Origin of the sequence: Acidithiobacillus sp. AMEEHan, from assembly GCF_030996345.1 — a bacterium.
Classification (GTDB): Bacteria; Pseudomonadota; Gammaproteobacteria; order Acidithiobacillales; family Acidithiobacillaceae; genus Igneacidithiobacillus.
In genome coordinates this window covers 813,889-828,979 of the sequence record NZ_CP118747.1, presented here as the reverse complement: position 1 = coordinate 828,979, position 15,091 = coordinate 813,889, and the positions used below count along the sequence as shown (strand labels likewise).

General features: G+C 59.3%; 17 protein-coding genes. 6 read left to right on the top strand and 11 right to left on the bottom strand.

Annotated elements, in window-relative coordinates; genetic code table 11:
* The first annotated feature begins 12 nt into the window (after positions 1 to 12).
* Complete coding sequence (locus tag ORD17_RS04330) at positions 13 to 387, top strand: NifU family protein (RefSeq protein WP_308389660.1); 375 nt, start codon at positions 13 to 15, stop codon at positions 385 to 387.
* Positions 384 to 1,715, top strand: a complete 1,332-nt coding sequence (gene rimO / locus ORD17_RS04325) for a 30S ribosomal protein S12 methylthiotransferase RimO (protein WP_308389659.1) — start codon at positions 384 to 386, stop codon at positions 1,713 to 1,715. The genes ORD17_RS04330 and rimO overlap by 4 nt, the downstream gene beginning before the upstream one ends.
* Before the next feature lie 34 nt (positions 1,716 to 1,749).
* Here rimO and ORD17_RS13440 read toward each other — a convergent pair whose 3' ends face one another.
* From ORD17_RS13440 to ORD17_RS04290, 8 genes are all read right to left on the bottom strand, one after another.
* A complete protein-coding gene (locus tag ORD17_RS13440) occupies positions 1,750 to 2,004 on the bottom strand; it encodes a TrmH family RNA methyltransferase (RefSeq protein WP_374693402.1) in 255 nt (84 codons plus the stop codon).
* A gap of 158 nt (positions 2,005 to 2,162) precedes the next feature.
* Positions 2,163 to 3,380 (bottom strand): ISL3 family transposase, encoded by a 1,218-nt coding sequence (locus ORD17_RS04320; protein WP_014003049.1) that lies wholly within the window; start codon positions 3,378 to 3,380, stop codon positions 2,163 to 2,165.
* A gap of 177 nt (positions 3,381 to 3,557) precedes the next feature.
* Positions 3,558 to 3,968, bottom strand: coding sequence for a hypothetical protein (locus ORD17_RS04315; protein ID WP_308389658.1), 411 nt, complete (start codon positions 3,966 to 3,968; stop codon positions 3,558 to 3,560).
* Positions 3,969 to 4,017: 49 nt separating this feature from the next.
* Positions 4,018 to 4,566: a hypothetical protein gene (locus ORD17_RS04310; protein ID WP_308389657.1), complete on the bottom strand. Its 549-nt coding sequence runs from the start codon at positions 4,564 to 4,566 to the stop codon at positions 4,018 to 4,020.
* 190 nt (positions 4,567 to 4,756) lie between these two features.
* On the bottom strand, positions 4,757 to 5,296 hold the full coding sequence (locus ORD17_RS04305; protein WP_308389656.1) for a hypothetical protein: 540 nt from the start codon (positions 5,294 to 5,296) through the stop codon (positions 4,757 to 4,759).
* Positions 5,297 to 5,503: 207 nt separating this feature from the next.
* Positions 5,504 to 6,046, bottom strand: coding sequence for a hypothetical protein (locus ORD17_RS04300; protein ID WP_308389655.1), 543 nt, complete (start codon positions 6,044 to 6,046; stop codon positions 5,504 to 5,506).
* The gene (locus ORD17_RS04295) at positions 6,043 to 7,263 is read right to left on the bottom strand and encodes a hypothetical protein (RefSeq protein WP_308389654.1); all 1,221 of its coding nucleotides are present in this window, start codon (positions 7,261 to 7,263) and stop codon (positions 6,043 to 6,045) included. The genes ORD17_RS04300 and ORD17_RS04295 overlap by 4 nt, the downstream gene beginning before the upstream one ends.
* Positions 7,263 to 7,922, bottom strand: a complete 660-nt coding sequence (locus ORD17_RS04290; RefSeq protein WP_308389653.1) for a hypothetical protein — start codon at positions 7,920 to 7,922, stop codon at positions 7,263 to 7,265. The genes ORD17_RS04295 and ORD17_RS04290 overlap by 1 nt, the downstream gene beginning before the upstream one ends.
* A gap of 118 nt (positions 7,923 to 8,040) precedes the next feature.
* On the opposite strand from ORD17_RS04290, the gene ORD17_RS04285 reads away from it, so the two are divergent.
* From ORD17_RS04285 to pyrC, 4 genes are all read left to right on the top strand, one after another.
* Positions 8,041 to 8,244: a hypothetical protein gene (locus ORD17_RS04285; protein WP_308389652.1), complete on the top strand. Its 204-nt coding sequence runs from the start codon at positions 8,041 to 8,043 to the stop codon at positions 8,242 to 8,244.
* 137 nt (positions 8,245 to 8,381) lie between these two features.
* Positions 8,382 to 8,993: an OmpA family protein gene (locus ORD17_RS04280; RefSeq protein WP_308389651.1), complete on the top strand. Its 612-nt coding sequence runs from the start codon at positions 8,382 to 8,384 to the stop codon at positions 8,991 to 8,993.
* Complete coding sequence (locus ORD17_RS04275; RefSeq protein WP_308389650.1) at positions 8,990 to 10,903, top strand: penicillin-binding protein 2; 1,914 nt, start codon at positions 8,990 to 8,992, stop codon at positions 10,901 to 10,903. The genes ORD17_RS04280 and ORD17_RS04275 overlap by 4 nt, the downstream gene beginning before the upstream one ends.
* A gap of 196 nt (positions 10,904 to 11,099) precedes the next feature.
* On the top strand, positions 11,100 to 12,152 hold the full coding sequence (pyrC, locus tag ORD17_RS04270) for a dihydroorotase (RefSeq protein ID WP_308389649.1): 1,053 nt from the start codon (positions 11,100 to 11,102) through the stop codon (positions 12,150 to 12,152).
* Between the two features lie 128 nt (positions 12,153 to 12,280).
* On the opposite strand, the gene lysA is transcribed toward pyrC, so the two are convergent.
* From lysA to argH, 3 genes are read right to left on the bottom strand one after another with little or no spacing between them, the layout of a single operon-like run.
* Positions 12,281 to 13,531 (bottom strand): diaminopimelate decarboxylase, encoded by a 1,251-nt coding sequence (gene lysA / locus ORD17_RS04265; RefSeq protein WP_308389648.1) that lies wholly within the window; start codon positions 13,529 to 13,531, stop codon positions 12,281 to 12,283.
* Positions 13,531 to 13,662: a lipoprotein gene (locus ORD17_RS04260; RefSeq protein WP_308389647.1), complete on the bottom strand. Its 132-nt coding sequence runs from the start codon at positions 13,660 to 13,662 to the stop codon at positions 13,531 to 13,533. The genes lysA and ORD17_RS04260 overlap by 1 nt, the downstream gene beginning before the upstream one ends.
* A complete protein-coding gene (gene argH, locus ORD17_RS04255; protein WP_308389646.1) occupies positions 13,659 to 15,047 on the bottom strand; it encodes an argininosuccinate lyase in 1,389 nt (462 codons plus the stop codon). Before argH ends, ORD17_RS04260 begins: the two co-directional genes overlap by 4 nt.
* Positions 15,048 to 15,091 lie beyond the last annotated feature (44 nt).

Here is a 15,091-nt window from a genome sequence, read left to right as displayed (position 1 = left end):
CCGATGAGCGATATGGAAAGAACCCCCGTCCGTTTCTACACCGAAGAGGAGCTCGATATCCTCGAGGAGACCGACCCCGTCGCGGCGGCGAAGATCGCCCACGCCCAGGCCATGGCCCAGCGCCTGATCGGGCGCAAGCGCAGTTTCGGTCCCGACGATCCCCTGCCCGAGCCGGCTCAGGTAGAAGAGGCGGTCGCGGCGGTGCGGCGCATCCTCAACCGCGACGGTGGCGACATCGAGCTGGTGGAGATCGTCGAGCGCGACGTGCGGGTGCGTATGAAAGGCGCCTGCGCCGGCTGTCCCAATGCCGTCATCGACCTGCAGCAGGTAGTAGAGAAGATCGTCGGCGCGGTCCCTGGCGTGGCCAGCGTGAGCAACACCTTTTGAACGACCCCAAGATCCCCAAGGTCGGCTTTGTCAGCCTGGGTTGCCCGAAGGCGACGGTGGATAGCGAGCGCATCCTTACCCGACTGCGGGCGGAAGGCTATGCCCTGGTGAGGGATTATGCCGGTGCCGATCTGGTGGTGGTGAATACCTGCGGCTTCATCGATGCCGCCGTCGAGGAGTCTCTGGAGGCCATCGGCGAGGCCTTGGCGGAAAATGGGCAGGTGGTGGTCACCGGTTGCCTGGGAGCCAAAGAGCAGGGCGATTTCGTGCGCCGTGCCCATCCCCAGGTTCTTGCGGTAACCGGACCCCAGGAAAACGGCGCGGTGCTCGAGGCCATCCATCAGGTCCTACCGCCGCAGCACGACCCTTTCACCGATCTGGTTCCGCCCCAGGGCTTGCGCCTCACCCCAGACCACTATGCGTATCTGAAGATTTCCGAAGGCTGCAATCAGTCCTGCAGCTTCTGCATCATCCCCAGCATGCGCGGCAAGCTCGTCAGCCGCGACCCCGGCGAGATCCTGCGCGAGGCCGAGGCGCTGGTGGCAGAGGGGGTGCAGGAGCTCCTCGTCATCTCCCAGGATACCGGTGCCTATGGGGTGGACCGCAAATACCGCAGCGCCTTCCATCATGGTCGTCCCCTCAAGACCCGCATCACCGATCTCTGCGCTGCCCTCGGGGAACTCGGGGTCTGGGTGCGCCTGCACTATGTCTATCCCTATCCCCACGTCGACGAGTTGCTGCCCCTGATGGCGGCGGGCAAGATCCTGCCCTACCTCGACGTGCCCTTGCAGCATGGCAGTCCGCGCATCCTCCGTGCCATGCGTCGCCCGGCGGCGGCAGAGCGTACCCTCGAGCGCATCGCGCAATGGCGACGGGAAGTGCCGGAGCTCATCCTGCGCAGTACTTTCATCGTCGGTTTTCCGGGCGAGACCGAGGCGGAGTTTACCGAGCTCTTGGACTTTATTCGCGCCGCCGAGCTCGATCGCGTGGGCTGCTTTGCCTATTCGCCGGTGGAAGGCGCCCCCGCCAATGCCCTTCCCGGCGCCGTACCCGAGCCCATCAAGCAAGAGCGCAGAGCGCGCTTCATGGCGGTGCAGGAAGAGATCAGCCGCGCCCGTCTGCAACGCTGGGTGGGGCGGGAGCGGGAGCTATTGCTAGACCACGTCGACGATCGCGGCCGTGCCCAGGCGCGCAGTGCCAGCGAGGCACCGGAGATTGACGGCGTGGTCTATGTCCGCAATGCCCAGGGACGCCGACCCGGTGACCGGGTGCCGGCGCAGATCGAGGCATCCGACGCCCACGATCTGTTCGCTGCCTTGAACGCGTGACGCTCTCGCTGTTGCGAGGACTGTAATCAGGCCGTTAGCCGCCCGCTCGAATACGATCCTGATACAACCTTCTCTGCCTAGTGATTTCGTAAAGCACTATCCCGGACGAAGTAGCTAAATTTAGGCTTTCGATGATACCGCACATAGGTATATTCACGCAGAACACACTATTCTCTACGGCCAACTCGCTAATTCCACGACTTTCGTTGCCAAACCAAACCGCAAGTTTTTTATATTTTGTATACTCTCCCAATCGCGCGCCACCATCGTAGCTTTGGAAACGATATATGCTTTTTCCACGCCGAGAGCGTTTACATTTCTAATCACTGCTCCGGCATTTCTAATATCATTTGGCTCTTCAATAACCGCGATAAGGTTTTTGCATCGGCACAATTTAACCTTATTGGCCCGCAGTCTAAGTGATACTTTTGATGGTTCTTCGATGTTTCATGTGGGTAGCCTGAGATCCAGTTTACCGAGGATCAGGTAGGCCATGTTGATAAAGTTCTTGTGGGTACGGTAGCCACGGGCTTTTGCCTTGGCGGACTGGAGGAGGCTATTGAAGCCTTCCAGAATCCCGTTGGTGATCTGGCTCTCGAACCAGCGGAGCACACCATCCCAGTGATTCATGACGGTGTAGGCGACCTTGACCATTGGCGGTAATCCGCTGTCCTTGACGTTTTCCACCCAGGCCTTGAGCAGGGTGGCGCCCTGGTGGCGATTCTGGACGGTGAAGATTTCTTGGAAGGTCAGGCGAAGCTGATAAGCCTGTGCTGTCTTGAGGTTCTGGTTCTTGAGGATCTCCCGGAGCCTGGCGCTTTGCTTGGCGGAGAGCTTTCCCGGGTTCTTGAGCCAAAGCCAGCGGCTCTTTTTCAGGTCTGGTTGGGAGAGGGCTTCCCCCTTGCGTACGGCATCTACGGCCTCATTGACGAGCTTCATGAGGTGAAAGCGATCGAAGGTGACCTGGGCGTTGGGCAGGTGTTCTGCGGCCCCTTTTTGGAAGGCTGGCGAGAGGTCCATGCTGACCTCCGTAATGGCCTCGGCGCTGCCGCCATGGGCCTGCAGATCTTCGGCGAACTGCGCAAAAGTCTCGGCATCCTTGCCGGGTGTGGCAAACAGCAGGCGCTTCGCCACGAGGTCCACAAACAGGGTGATGTAATCATGGCCGCGCCGGCTGCTCGTCTCATCGATACCGACGGAATGGACCTCTGACATGTCCGCGGCCTCGCGGGCCTTGGCGACGTAATGATCGAGCACCCGCCAGAGTCGCTGGTCCGTCTCCCGCACTAGGCGGGAGACCGTCAACACGGGCATCTCCCGGACCATGGCCATGACTAGAGCCTCAAAGAGCAGCGTGAATCCCGAGCCTTCCCGCGCCCAAGGGACGGATACCAAATGCACGCCGTGTTCCGGGCAATGGACCCGTGGTACGCGGGCATGGAGATAAGCCGCATGCTGGAAGAAGTCGAGGTGACGCCAGACCTTCTCCTGGGTGTCATAGACCGGGCAGTCCTGGCCGCAGACCGGACAGGGAAACTGACTACCCCTTGGGAAGTTCACATGCAGGTCCAGGCGCTTTTCCTCCACCGTGAACCGCACATCGTCCACCATCCACGGCGGAACCAACCCCAACGCCAGAGTGAACAGTTGATTACCTTGGTCCATCCTTATCCTCAGCTCGCTGCCCTTCCCATAAAGCAATCATACCGCCTTACCCACTCAATGTGTCGAGGAGCCCTTTTCTTTCCTCAGTCATTGTCCTCTCCCTCGTGTTTCCAGTCGCATGAGGTACTATACGCTATTTTTCGGTGGTTTCAGCAATGGCATCATCCTTCCTCATCTTCATGCGGCGTTCTCTTTATCAGGACCTCTTGGAATGCCTGATTCTATACGGATACCTTCTGGTATGACATTTATAATCGAGAGAGGGATCTGGAAGCCAGCTCCAATCAGGCGGAGGAGGAAGTTCTGCAACGTGTCCCCAAGTCCACCCTCCAGGGCCAGCAATGTCACCCTCATCGGTCGCAATCGACATCGATCGCCGCTGTTCTTTGGAAACAAAAATACCAAACGGTTTTCCTCCGTCAGTTTCTGTACGATGGCGATGAAGGTTTCCCGCCGCTCTTCATGGGACATCGGAGCACAATTGACAGACTCCCACAGGTAGTGCAAATCGTCACCGGAGTGAGAACTGCAAAAATGTTCCCAATTAACGAAATTTTTGGTTTTCTCAAAAAACTCATCAATGTTCATAATCGCCCCACTCCATAAGGAAAAGATAACCGAAAAAATCTTTCATTTGTCAAACGCTTTGGATGCGATACCTTTTACTCCAGCGAGGCAGATCAGGAAACTCGTCCAAATGCACCCATACCCACTCCTCTGGATTAGCAATGCAGTGCCCGTCGGTCCACAAACTCATGGGTGCCTCATAATTCTCTATTCCGCCAGATGAAATGGTTTTTCCTCTGCCAAGCCACGCGGATGGTGGACAGGTGCCATAACTTATCATTTCCATTCGAAAATTGGGATGTGATAGCGGCGGAATATACTCGCGCAAATACCTCACAATCAACGGGGTATCGGCACACCACACGTGCAGAAAGCCGTCTTCGTAGGTGTGCCACTCATCGTATTCCAGGCATGGATCCGGCTTGGCAAACACTAGGTGTTTCTCCCGCAACAAACGTTCGACAATTGCAATAAATAGCTCCAGACGTTCTACGTCGGTCATCTCGACATCCGTGAGAGATCGCCAAAGGTGATGCAGAGCACCATCAAAACACGCATCCAAAAGGTCTTCCCAACTTTTAATAACCATGTCTTTTTCAAAATACTCATCGGTTGTCATGGTAGATTCTCCCCCAGGGGAATACGTTCCATCTTGATCTCTTTGAAATCCTTGTGTAGGCGCATGTCGTAGGGAATATCAATCGTTCATACGGGTCTGTGGTCTTTGCTGACTCCGGCCTGATGGTGCAGCCACACTGCCATCCTGTCGGTACCGCGATGCTCTTGTAGGCCGCAGCGTCTGCCATCAACTACCTCGGGATTTGATTTTCTCGCCGCACTGCGGCAGTTCCGGGAACCTCCTCGAGGTGCGCCCATTTCCAGTCAAGGGGTTGGGCAATGCAGTGCCCGTCGGTCCACAGACTCATGGGCGTTTCGTACTCGTCCACGCCGGCGGTGGAGGTGGAATGTCCGCGTCCAATCCAAGCGGTGCTGGGGAAAGATCCGGGGTTTTCTATGTCTTCGGAAAAATGCGGGTGAGAGGGCGACGGAAGATCAGCGCGCAGATACTGCAGAAGGACGGGAACGTTCGCACACCAAACGTGGTACAGGCCGTCTTCGTGCCGCACCCAATCGCGTTGCTTACTATCAGGGGTAGGTAACACCAGACGCTTTTCATGCAGCAAGCGCTCCATCAGCGAAACAAAGAGCTCAAAACGTTCCTCTAGGCTCATCTCTACATCAGCAAGGGACTTCCACAGCTCGTGGACATGCTTGCCCCAATGTACCTCATAAAAGGCTTTCCAGCTTTTTTTGGTGGGATGCTTTTCCAGAAATTCGTCAATGGTCATGGGTACTTCTCCTCTCGCTTGCTTGTCGTGGTAATCGGAAGGCGGGGCCGAGTGTCCGCAATCGCGGCGCCAGAATGGATGCAGCAACCGTATTTCATTCGCCTCCTGAAGTCAGAAGCTCTGGAGTCCGGCTCCAAACAGGTGGATCAGGGAGCTTTCCATATACGACCACTTTCACTCGGTAGAAGCTGGGCTGCGCCAACACCGTTACCCTCGATCGGAGCGCAAAAAAGTCGGCGTCCATACGGGGCCGGGTGAGGTGTCCAAGTGTGTCCATATCCACTCCGTAGGCCAGGCGATACAAAGCCCGTCAGTCCAAAGACTCATCGGAGTCCTATCGTCATAATCCTTCCAAGATAGCTTCTCGCGCCCCCAGCCAAGCCAAGCAGTCATTGGAAAAGAACCGTATGTTTCCATATCCTCGGCAAAATATGGATAAGAAAGTGGCGGGAGGTAGCCACGTAGGTAGTTCAGAATCGTTGGAACATCCGCGCACCAGATGTGATACAAACCATCCTCATAACGGTGCCACCCCCACTCCTCGATATCTGGCTCGGCAAAAACGAGGCGCTTCTCCAGCAAAAAGCGCTCCATCATCGCAATACACAATTCCAAGCGCTCTTCATCACTCATCGGTACATAAGTAAGTGACTCCCACACATGGTACATATCATCAGCAAAGTGCGAAGCACAAAACTCCTCCCAACTTTTTTCGTATGGATTCTTTGCAAGAAATTCATCTATCCTCATAAAAATTTATCTCCTTGCGGAACACGCTCAATCTTGATTTCTTTAAGTCCCTCCCCTATCCGCATACCTTTGGGAATATCAATCGTCCATACGGGACCAGACTCCTTCTCAGATTTTGCAAGGTTTCGTAGTACCATGTATCCGTCTTTTGTGGGGATCTTGTATAGCACTGCCTGCTCTCCGGGGATACCTGTTGTTTTGTTACCCATTAGAACTGGCTCGGGCAATTCTTTTGCTCCGGCGATATCTAGCGCCATCTTTTTGGCAACAGCCTCCGAGTCCTGCATGAGCATATCCTTGCGCCCCTTTATCCGAAGCACCAATTGGGCATTCTCCTTCCCTGTTAGGTCTTTTTCCACCACCTGCAGAAATTTGCCATCATAGGCGATGAGTCGCAGCTCGCCGGTCTTCTTGAATGCGTCCCACGCCTCATGGAGCCCGCGATGGACATCCGTGAGGACGTGAAACTTACCAATCGCCCCCAGTTCGGCAACACCGGCGGCTTTGGCAGCGGCGTTGCTCTCGGCTATGGCTTTGGCCAGCGCGTTGGTGCCCTTAGCCCCTAGAACCATGACAACAGCGTGCCCGAGCAAGTTACCGACGACTTCGCTGTTGGCGTAGCTGGGCTCGCAGATATAGGCTACGACAGCCCGCAGACCGTTTTCACCTGCCTGTTTCAGCGCCTCGAGCAGCAGCTGTGGGTTGTGGGCAACTGCCTGGAGACTGGCGCCAATTTCCGAGGGATTGGTAAAAAGGGTCTTGAAGAACTCGTACGAGCCCTCGAGCTCTTCCTTGGCTCCCTTGTAAAAGCCCACCATAAATCCAGCTCCCGCACTGGGAAGCTTTTGCAGCGTTTCAGAGAGGGGCGCGAGCTTGCCTTCCTTGATTTCTTCAAGGCGTTTTTTGATGCAGGTGAGGTCGTCCCGTTGCGCCACCGCAGCATGGTTGGTAGGGGCAACGCAGGCTTCGAGCTTGCCATTCTCTCCCGTTGCCGCTTGCACCGGCGAGGGTGGGGGAACCCAGACAAAATATTGGGTATTGGCATAGTTGGCATTGGCACGGTTGACATTGGCATGGCTGGTCGGGCCATTACCCCCATTGGCCGGCACAATGTACTGCTGCCAATCGGCGCGCGCCTGGGGCAGGAATGCCCAAAAGAGGGAAACCAGCAGCAGCCAGCTAATACATACTCGATACTGTCGCAAACGTTCCAACATCAACGCTCCTCCTCTGTGTTTTGGGGCCTGGCCTTGCGCTGCCCAAAGGCCAGCACGGTTTGTGCGATCTGTTGCAGTTCTGCGGCGCTTGCTCGCCCGTACAGCGCGTGGATGCCCGTCTGACTGGGATAGAGCAACAAGGGAAGTACGCCAAAGTTTCGTTGCCAGTAGTGGGTGTTGTTCCGCACCAGACTCAGCGCGTACAGGGTCGGTGCCGGGGTGGCCGCGCGTGGACTTGCGGGTGACTGCAGCAGCCGCGCCTCGTTATGCGCCAGAGCGAGGACGGGATGCTCATCGCTCAGGATTAGGGCACTCAGGGCTTCGCTATGTGGATCGATGGCACCCACCGGCACCCAGCGGATGTGCAACTGCTCGCGGTAGGCTTGCAGGGCTTGCCATTCTTTGGCCCCAAGTGGGCAGACGGGGTCAAAGAACACTATGAGTGCCGGCCGGTTGCGCGGTCCGCTCTCTATGGCGGGGAGCGTGTTGGCATAGACATAGCTTTGCTGCAACAGCTCCGGCAAGCCTGTCTGGGTAAAAATGGCACTGGCAGACGAGGCAGTCAGGGGGAAGTAGATCCCTGCTAGCCACAACACCATACGCAAGAGGAGGCCAACCGCAATGCTCCCGCGTTTTCCCGGTGGGGAAAAATTTTCCATGTCGCTCCCTTCCTTCTTTGTTTTGTGGCAGTATAGTGCCTTCGCAAAAAACCGCAACAGATTGATTTTTATAGTTAATATTTACTAGGCGGTGTAAGCTGCGATAGGGGAGGAGAAAATGTCTGGATACATGCTGGGAAATCTCTTAGGGCGACTGCTGGTCTCCTGGCTGTTGGTTCTGTTGTTCAGCCTTGTCATCAAGAAAGGGAGGATGAAAGCCGCTTTGCGCGCCAGCGTCTGGCCTTGGGGCTGGTTGGCGGTGCTCGCCCTCTTCGGCTTGGGTCTTCTCGGTACGCTCCTGCGCCTCCAGCACGGGGGATGAGGTTTGGCTCCTCTCGGTCGTGGCGATCCGAACGCCGGGCGGGGGCGCGCCCGATGGAGAGAAAGTGAGGGCCGGAGCGAACTGTAGAGAGCCTCGCTGGTCAGAGGGATATACCGCGAAACAGAAGGATATCCACCATGCCGCAACGACTCTCACTTGTCTTTGCCCTGCGCGCTCTGCGCCAGCCCCTCTTCTTCCTTGCCGCCAGTGCCTTGCTCAGTGCCTGTGCGCAGAAGGTTTCTCCTACCACGCCTGCGCAGATGGCCCCAAGTAGTGCGGTTTCCAGTCCAAGTGCCAGTACGCAGGCACTGAATCAGGCCGAGGAGAGGGAGAAAAACCTCAATTACGGTCCTCTTGGCGGCCAAAACGAAAATCTTTCCAATGCCGAACTCGCGGCCTTGCCCCGTCATTTGCGCGTGCATTTCGCCCAGAATAGCTTTCAGGTCAGCGCGCATGCTCGCCACATCACTAACGAGAACGCGCGCTTTTTGCTGCGCTTCCCGAACCTGCATGTGCGCCTGGAGGGGAACTGCTCACAGCCAGGAACCCAGGAATATAACCTCGCCCTCGGTGAGTGGCGTGCCCATGCCATCAAGGAATTGCTGGAGGCGGATGGTGTCCCCGCCAGTCGCATCAGTACCGTTTCCTTCGGCAAGGATAATCTCCTTTGCAATCAGAACACCGCTGCTTGCTGGCATAAAAACCAGCGCGTCGATTTCGTCTATCGTGCCGCGACTGGCGGAGAATGAGCTCGCCCTCTCGACCCTTTCGTCCACTGCCTCGCTCGCGGCCGGTCTGGCTTGCGGGGGTCTTTGTCATCGGCTTTCTAGCGGTGCTCGGCCGCGATATTCAGGTACAGTACCTGCAGGCCCGACATCTCCGCGTGCAGGGACAGATGCGTTATCTGCATGACCAGCGTCTGCCCGCCCAGCGCGGGGTGATCTTTGGCGACAACGGCCTACCGCTCGCGGTCAACACGGCGGCCAGCACCATCTGGGGAGATCCCAAGGTGCTGGGGAAACATCAGGACCAGTGGCCGCAACTGGCCAAGGTTTTGGGTATTTCGGTGACCGAACTCGGTCAGCGTCTGGCCAGCGGTGGCGCCGACTTCGCCTACTTGGCGCGGCAACGACCACCGAGCGTGGGCCAAGCGGTGCGCGCTACGGGGATCCCCGGGGTTGGGGTGCTACCGAGTTCCCGCAGCTACTTTCCTCTGGGTGCGGCAACGACGCCGCTGATCGGATTGGTAGATCAGGCGCATCAGGGGGCGACGGGCATGGAGCTGAGCTACAACCAGTGGCTGGCCGCCCACCCGGGCTCCGAGGAAGCCTTGTTCGATGGCCACGGGCAGATCGTGCAGGTGCTGAAGGTGGCGCGGCTTTCCCACCCGGGGCGCGCCATTCATCTGACCATCAACCCGCAAATGCAGTACTGGGCCTATATGGCGCTGCTGCGTTCCCTGCGTCACTTTCACGCGGAGAATGGCTCGGCGGTGCTGATGAATGTGCATACCGGCGCCATCCTGGCCATGGTCAGCGCCCCCAGTTGCAACCCCAATCAGCCCGGCGCCTGCCGCTCCCCGGCCGATTACGTCAATAACGCCGTGCATCAGGCCTTTGAGCCCGGGTCGGTAATGAAGCCCTTTGCCATCGCTGCCGCCCTCGCCAGCCACAGCGTTGCCCCCAACCAAAAATTCCACGTCTTCCACCCCCTCTGGGTGGGCGGCTACCCCATCCGCGACGATGTTCCCCATCATATTCTGAATATCGAACACATCCTCAAGTACTCGAGTTGCATCGGCACGGCAAAGATTGCCCTACTGACCCCCGAGCGGACGCTGTACGACATGTATCGTGCCGTTGGTTTCGGTAGCATTCCGCCTCTTGGCCTGCCTGGAGAAACGGCGGGGGTGCTGCCGCCCTGGCAGAGCTGGGGTATTGCTCGTCATGCCACCATCTCGATCGGCTATGGGGTTTCGGTGACGACGCTGCAATTGGCCGCCGCTTACGCGAGTATTGCCAATGGCGGCTGGTATGTACGCCCGACCCTCTTTGCCGGGGCTGGCGTGCATCGCCATCGGGTGATGCCGGCCTGGGTCGCCGACGACTTGCGTCGCTGGCTGCAGTCCGTCGCCCGCCCCGGGGGCACGGGGATCCTCGCCGCCATCCCCGGCTATGCCGTGGGCGGCAAAACCGGCACCGCTAATATGGCCAATGGCGAGGACGGTTTTTATCATCATCGCACCAATGCCACCTTTGTCGGCTTTGCGCCGGGCCCGCGTCCCGATTTGGTCATGGCGGTCAATCTGCGGGGCAGCCACTTCGCCTGGAACTTCGGCGGCATCGAGGCGGCACCGGTCTTTCGCTATACCATGCGCCGTGCCCTACGCACCCTGGATGTGCCGCCGCGCTGCAATACTGGTGGCAAATTTCTGGAGATTCGCGTACCCGCCGGCTCCGACCTGCACGAGCTCGCCCTGCGCTACCACAGTACCAGCCGCTATCTGATGCAAATCAATCAGTTGGCAAGCCCTCAGGCCCTGGAGGCCGGAGCCTTCTTCAAGGTACCCATGCCCTTGGGCGAAAAGGATTTCTGCCGGGTACAAACGCCAGCGGTCAGCCGTGCCCAAGCCGAGATATGGAGCGAAGGCGGCGGCTGAGCGAATGCTTTGCGGCGTAACGCGAAGATACTCGCTGCGCTCAGCGGAGGTGACGGTTGCCGGGTCGATCCCCCAGGCGACCTCACTATGGAGCGGGCCACCGTGTGCCCTAGGCGTTGGACACAAACTGCGCATAGGCGAGCATGACGACCAATGCTACTCTTGGTGGGCTGCAGCGTAGAGGGAGATTGCCGGGATGAAATCGACAGAAATAGAGGAAATCCGCATCCTGCGGCCGGATGACTGGCATCTGCATCTACGGGATGGGATCATGCTGCGGACTGTCTTGCCAGACACTGCCGCGCGCTTTGGCCGCGCCATCGTCATGCCCAACCTGAAAGCCCCGGTCACCACGGTTGCTGCCGCCCAAGCCTATCGCCAGCGGATCCTGGCAGCCTTGCCGGAGGGGATGGCCTTCACGCCGCTGATGACCCTCTATCTGACGGAGGCGACTACAGTCGAGGAGATACGGGCGGCAAAGGCAAGCGGTATCGTGCACGCGGTCAAATATTACCCCGCCGGCGCCACGACAAATTCGGAAAATGGCGTGCGCGACCTACGCCGGGTGAATGCCGTCCTTGCCGCGATGGAGGAGTTGGATCTGCCTTTGCTGATGCATGGCGAGGTGACGGACCCGGCAGTCGATGTCTTCGATCGGGAGGCGGCGTTCATCGATCGCCATCTGCTGTCCCTGCGCCGCGATTTTCCGGGACTGCGCATGGTGCTGGAGCATGTCACGACCCGCGCTGCGGTGGATTTTGTGCAAGCTGCGGGTCCACGCACTGCCGCCACCATCACCGCGCACCATTTGCTGCTGAATCGCAACGCCCTGTTCCAGGGCGGTATTCGTCCCCATCATTACTGTCTGCCCGTTCTCAAACGGGAGCAGCACCGGCAGGCCCTGTTGGCTGCCGCCATCAGCGGTAGTCCGCAGTTTTTCCTGGGCACCGACAGCGCCCCGCATCCGCGCTCGGCCAAGGAGTCGGCCTGTGGTTGTGCGGGTATCTACACCGCGCATGCTGCTATCGAGCTCTATGCCGAGGTCTTCGCACAGGCCAATGCCCTGGATCGGCTGGAGGGGTTTGCCAGCCGTCATGGTCCTGCCTTCTACGGACTGCCCTGCAACCATGATCAGACAGCGTTGCGGCGCGAGACCTGGACGGTGCCGGAGAGTATGCATTCCGGAGAGGAGACGATCGTACCATTGCGGGCGGGCGAGCAGGTGTTCTGGCGGATACTGCGAATCTAGTGGACGTGGTTGTCCAGTAGCTGAGCGATCGCAAGTAGCTGGACGCCCTGCTGACTGCCCGAGCTACGCGCCCAGTCTGCTGCAGACTGGGCGCAGGCCGGTACCGGGCTGCCCAAAGGCGGCAGCGCTCAGCCGAGGAGGCAGTCCTGTTCCGGGCCGAGGAGGTCGGCAAGGGTTTCGCGGCGACGAATGCAACGGGTTTCCGCTCCATTCACCAAGACCTCCGGAGCGCGTGGGCGGCTGTTGTACTGGCTGCTCATGGCGAAGCCGTAGGCGCCAGCACCGAGGATGGCCAAGCTCTCTCCGGCGGGGACGGCAGGGAGTGAACGACTTTTGGCAAAGAAATCACCGCTCTCACAGACCGGCCCCACCACATCGCATTCCCGCAGCGGTGCATTGCTTTGTCGCAGCGGCAGGATTTCGTGCCAGGCACCATAGAGGCTGGGGCGCAACAGGTCGTTCATGGCCGCATCGACCACGCAGAACTGCTTGCCCTCATTCTCTTTCCAATATTCGACGGTACTCAGCAGTGCCCCGGCATTGCCGACCAGGGCGCGTCCCAGTTCCACCACTCGGCGGACATCCAGGCCGGCGAGGGCCGCATCGAGCACGGCGGCATAGTCGGCTGGACTGGGGGGCACTTCGTCGTGGTAACGGATGCCGACTCCCCCGCCCAAATCGATATGCGCCAGCTCGATACCCTGGCTGCGTAGGCGTTCGTACAGATCGCGCAGGCGCCGGGCGGCAGCAGCCAGGGGTTGCAGGTCGATGAGCTGGGAGCCGATGTGCGCCGCGACACCGAGGAAATGGATGCTCGGCCAGTCTCCCGCGCGGAGATACAGCGCTTCGGCAGCGGTGATGGGGATGCCGAACTTGCTTTCCTTCAGGCCCGTGGCGATATATTGGTGGGTGCCGGGATCGACATCCGGATTGACGCGCAACGCAACCGGCGCGCGCTGGCCCATCTCGGCCGCCACTTCGGCAATGCGCTCGAGTTCGGCGGCAGATTCCACATTCAGGCAAAAGATCCCTGCCTCCAGGGCCGCGCGGATCTCTTCGCGACTCTTCCCCACCCCGGAAAAGACGATCTTTTGCGGATCGCCGCCAGCCCGCAGCACCCGCGCCAGCTCACCACCGGAGACGATGTCGAAACCCGCACCCCATTGTGCCAGTAGACGCAACAGATGCAGGTTACTGTTGGCCTTGACGGCGTAGCAGGTCAGGGTCTGCACGCCCAGTGCATGCGCGAAGGCGTGGTAGCGTTCGCGCAGATGTAGTTCGGAGTAGACATAGCAGGGCGTGCCATAGCGCGCGACGATTTCGCTCAGCGGACAGTCATCCACGTACAGTTGCCCGTTTTGATAATGAAAAGGATGCATCAGTGGCTGCTCGTCGGGGCGCTGACGGGGGTGGGGGTTTTGGGAAGGGTGAGCGGCGTCTTGCGCCCGCAACCGGCAAGGGCGAGACTGCCGAGCAACAGCACCAGGATCCAGGGGCGCATCGGCATCATGCGCTTTCTCCCGCCAGCCGCTGTCTGGCGCGGGCGATGGCGGCACGCACCTGTTCCGGCGCGGTGCCGCCGAGGTGATTGCGGGCAGCCACGGATCCTTCCAGGGTGAGTACCTGGAAGACGTCGGCGGCAATCGCTGGGGACAGGGCCCGTAGTTCGGCCAGGGGCAGGGCTTCCAGGCCGATGCCACGCTCCTGTGCCAGACGCACGGCGCGGCCGACCACCGCATGGGCGTCGCGGAAGGGCACCCCTTTGCGCACCAGGTAGTCGGCCAGGTCGGTGGCGGTAGCAAAGCCCTTTTCCGCCTCGGCACGCATCCGCGCCGGCCGGGTCTGCAAGCCGGGCAGCATGCGAATCAGGAGCTGGAGACTCGCTTCGACCTCATCCAGGGCGGTGAAGAAGATGCCCTTGTCTTCTTGATTGTCGCGGTTGTAGGCAAGGGCTTGTCCTTTCATGAGGATGAGCAAGGCCGTGAGTTGCCCCATGACCTTGCCACTCTTGCCGCGAATGAGCTCGGCAACATCGGGATTTTTCTTTTGCGGCATGATGCTCGAGCCGGTACAGAAGGCATCGGGCAGGTCGATGAAGGCGAGTGCCGCCGACATCCAGAAGATGAGTTCTTCCGCCAGGCGTGACAGGTGCACGGCAATGATGGAAAGGGCAGCCAGGGTTTCGAGCAGAAAATCACGGTCGGAAACGGCATCGAGGCTGTTTTCGGCGACGTGATCGAAGCCGAGCTCGCGCGCCACATCCCAGCGGTCGATGGGGAAGGTGGTCCCAGCCAAGGCCGCGGCGCCGAGAGGCAGCACATTGACCCGCTTGCGAGCATCGCGCAGGCGCTCCGCATCCCGGCGGAACATCTCCACGTAGGCCATACAGTGATGCCCGAAGGTGACCGGTTGGGCGACTTGCAAATGGGTGAGGCCAGGCAGGATGGTATCTGCCTCGCGCTCGGCCAGGTCAATGAAGACGGCCTGCAATTCGTGCAAGAGCGCGAGCAGATGGTCTATGGCGCCGCGGGTATACAGGCGCATGTCCGTGGCCACCTGATCATTGCGTGAGCGACCGGTATGCAGCTTTTTGCCGGTGTCGCCGATGAGCGCAATCAGGCGGCTCTCGATGTGCATATGGATATCTTCGAGGCTGTCCGAATAGGCGAATTGTCCGTCGGCAATCTCTTGGGCGATCTTCTGCAGCCCGCTACAGATCGCCTCCACCTCAGCCGCCGTCAAGACGCCCACTCGCCCCAACATCCGCGCGTGCGCCGTTGAGCCGCGAATATCCTCCGCGTAGAGGCGCCGGTCCACGGCAATGGAAGAGGTAAAGCGTTCCACCAGGGCATCAGTACCGGCGGTGAACCGCCCCCCCCACATTTTTTCACTCATCACAGACCTCCTCGTCAGGCGCGACTATACCGCAATGCGGCTAG

Bases quoted from the DNA above. Each gene is read 5' to 3' on its own strand.
- ORD17_RS04330 (WP_308389660.1), top strand. From the start codon at position 13: ATGGAAAGAACCCCCGTCCGTTTCTACACCGAAGAGGAGCTCGATATC.
- ORD17_RS04320 (WP_014003049.1), bottom strand. From the start codon at position 3,380: ATGGACCAAGGTAATCAACTGTTCACTCTGGCGTTGGGGTTGGTTCCG.
- ORD17_RS04315 (WP_308389658.1), bottom strand. From the start codon at position 3,968: ATGAACATTGATGAGTTTTTTGAGAAAACCAAAAATTTCGTTAATTGG.
- ORD17_RS04310 (WP_308389657.1), bottom strand. From the start codon at position 4,566: ATGACAACCGATGAGTATTTTGAAAAAGACATGGTTATTAAAAGTTGG.
- ORD17_RS04305 (WP_308389656.1), bottom strand. From the start codon at position 5,296: ATGACCATTGACGAATTTCTGGAAAAGCATCCCACCAAAAAAAGCTGG.
- ORD17_RS04300 (WP_308389655.1), bottom strand. From the start codon at position 6,046: ATGAGGATAGATGAATTTCTTGCAAAGAATCCATACGAAAAAAGTTGG.
- ORD17_RS04295 (WP_308389654.1), bottom strand. From the start codon at position 7,263: ATGTTGGAACGTTTGCGACAGTATCGAGTATGTATTAGCTGGCTGCTG.
- ORD17_RS04290 (WP_308389653.1), bottom strand. From the start codon at position 7,922: ATGGAAAATTTTTCCCCACCGGGAAAACGCGGGAGCATTGCGGTTGGC.
- ORD17_RS04285 (WP_308389652.1), top strand. From the start codon at position 8,041: ATGTCTGGATACATGCTGGGAAATCTCTTAGGGCGACTGCTGGTCTCC.
- ORD17_RS04280 (WP_308389651.1), top strand. From the start codon at position 8,382: ATGCCGCAACGACTCTCACTTGTCTTTGCCCTGCGCGCTCTGCGCCAG.
- ORD17_RS04275 (WP_308389650.1), top strand. From the start codon at position 8,990: ATGAGCTCGCCCTCTCGACCCTTTCGTCCACTGCCTCGCTCGCGGCCG.
- pyrC (WP_308389649.1), top strand. From the start codon at position 11,100: ATGAAATCGACAGAAATAGAGGAAATCCGCATCCTGCGGCCGGATGAC.
- lysA (WP_308389648.1), bottom strand. From the start codon at position 13,531: ATGCATCCTTTTCATTATCAAAACGGGCAACTGTACGTGGATGACTGT.
- ORD17_RS04260 (WP_308389647.1), bottom strand. From the start codon at position 13,662: ATGATGCCGATGCGCCCCTGGATCCTGGTGCTGTTGCTCGGCAGTCTC.
- argH (WP_308389646.1), bottom strand. From the start codon at position 15,047: ATGAGTGAAAAAATGTGGGGGGGGCGGTTCACCGCCGGTACTGATGCC.